Origin of the sequence: Microbacterium sp. CCH5-D1, assembly GCF_001557335.1 — a bacterium.
In the GTDB taxonomy this organism is placed as follows: Bacteria; Actinomycetota; Actinomycetes; order Actinomycetales; family Microbacteriaceae; genus Microbacterium; species Microbacterium oxydans.
This window is the reverse complement of the sequence record NZ_LSJW01000247.1, coordinates 1-1,961: the sequence shown is the minus strand read 5'-3', so window position 1 is coordinate 1,961 and position 1,961 is coordinate 1. Positions and strand designations below refer to the sequence as shown.

General features: G+C 68.5%; 2 protein-coding genes. One reads left to right on the top strand and one right to left on the bottom strand.

The features are described from left to right. Window positions 1-336 (bottom strand): 2-oxoglutarate dehydrogenase E1 subunit family protein (locus AX744_RS21950; RefSeq protein WP_157543624.1); only part of this gene is annotated, 336 nt, incomplete at its 3' end. On the opposite strand from AX744_RS21950, the gene AX744_RS15040 reads away from it, so the two are divergent. Then, window positions 335-1,789, top strand: coding sequence for a GuaB1 family IMP dehydrogenase-related protein (locus AX744_RS15040; protein WP_061017742.1), 1,455 nt, complete (start codon window positions 335-337; stop codon window positions 1,787-1,789). The genes AX744_RS21950 and AX744_RS15040 overlap by 2 nt on opposite strands. Window positions 1,790-1,961 lie beyond the last annotated feature (172 nt).

Sequence of the window (1,961 nt, the reverse complement as noted above, 5' to 3'; positions counted from 1 at the left end):
GTTCAAGGTGAACCGCGACTCCGTCGACAAGGAGTGGTACTTCTCCAGGATGGGCCACCACTCCTTGTCGACGGAGTCGCGGTTCACCTTGAACTGCTCGTAGAGCTCTTCAACGAGCCAGGAATTGGCTCCGAACCCCCCGTCGCCGTTGACGCCGGTCACCTGGTTCGACACTCTCGATCGCCCTCTTTCATCGCTGAAGCTCTCTGGTGCGGACGTCGACGCAGGATGCGTTCGGGCCCGCACACTCTCGACCAACAAGCCTAACGTGTTTCCCTTGGGGAATCGTCGAAGCCGAGCGCCCACCGCGTCGCGATCTGGGTACCGTGGAACCATGAAGTTCTCTGGAGCGCAGCCGACCGTCGATCTGACCTACTCCGACGTCTTCCTGGTACCCCGCAGATCCGCGGTCACCAGCCGTCTCCAGGTCGATCTCGCGCCGCAGGACGGCACGCCGGCGACGCTGCCTTTGGTCGCGGCCAACATGAACTCCGTGACGGGTCCGCGCATCGCCGCTGTACTCGCTCGGCGTGGCGCCCTCGGGGTGCTGCCGCAGGACCTGCCTCTGCAGGAACTCGATGCCGCGATCCGTGAGGTGAAGTCGCAGCCCGTGCTCTGGGACACGCCGATCGTGCTGCCCCCGGAAGCCTCGGCTGCTGACGCGCTCCGCCTGCTGCCGGCGACCAGCGGTCACGGCATCGTCGTCGCCCGCGGCGCTGCCCCCATCGACGTCCGCCGGATCCTCGGCATCCTGCCCGCGACCAGGCTGGCGACCGCGCTCCCCGATGCGCAGCTGGGTGACCTGGTGCATCGCGGCACGCCATCGATCGACGCGGACGACATCGGCTCTGAGCGGCACGCGTTCGACGTCATCACCGACGCGGGCGTCGAGATGGTCACCGTCGTGCACCACGGGCACCTCGTCGGCACACTGAGCGCCCGCAGCGCGCTTCGTTCGACGCTGTACCGTCCGGCCGTCGACGCCGACGGGCGCCTCGCCGTCGCCGCCGCGGTCGGCATCAACGGCGACGTCGCGGCCAAGGCCAAGGCCCTCGCCGCCGCCGGCGTCGACGTGCTGGTGGTGGACACTGCCCACGGACACCAGGAGGGCATGCTGCGGGCGCTGCGGGCCGTCGCCGAGCTCGACCTCGGTCTTCCCGTCGTCGCGGGCAACATCGTCACCGCGGAGGGCGTGGCCGACCTGGTCGACGCCGGTGCGTCGATCCTCAAGGTCGGCGTGGGTCCCGGCGCGATGTGCACCACCCGCATGATGACCGCGGTCGGCCGCCCGCAGTTCTCCGCTGTGCTCGAGACGGCACAGGCGGCGCGGGAGCTCGGCGCGCACGTCTGGGCAGACGGGGGAGTGCGCTACCCCCGCGATGTCGCCCTGGCCCTCGCCGCAGGTGCCGCCTCCGTCATGGTCGGTTCGTGGTTCGCGGGGACGATCGAAGCGCCGGGCGAGTTGCAGCGCGATGCGGAAGGGCGCCTGTTCAAGGAGTCGTGGGGCATGGCGTCGACCAAGGCGGTCCAGGCCCGCTTCGGCAGGCTCGACGCCTACGAGCGTGCGCGCAAGGAGCTGTTCGCTGAGGGGATCTCGTCATCGAAGATCTACCTCGACCCGCTCCGGCCCGGCGTCGAGGATCTCCTCGACATGATCACCTCGGGGGTGCGATCCTCGTTCACCTACGCCGGGGCTGCATCCGTCCCGGAGTTCCATGACCGCGCCGTCGTGGGTCTGCAGTCGGCGGCCGGCTACGAAGAGGGCAAGGCGCTTCCGGTCAGCTGGTGATCGTTGCGCGCATACACGGTCGCGTTGGGTACAATCGTCGGCATAATGGACGACCCTCCCAGTTGTAGAACATCGCCCCACTGTCCGCCTCTCTCACAGGAGAGGAACCTCTGATGGACTACATCATGTTGGGCGTGGGGCTCCTGCTCACGGTCGGCACCGGCCTCTTCGT

Bases quoted from the DNA above. Each gene is read 5' to 3' on its own strand.
- AX744_RS15040 (WP_061017742.1), top strand. From the start codon at position 335: ATGAAGTTCTCTGGAGCGCAGCCGACCGTCGATCTGACCTACTCCGAC.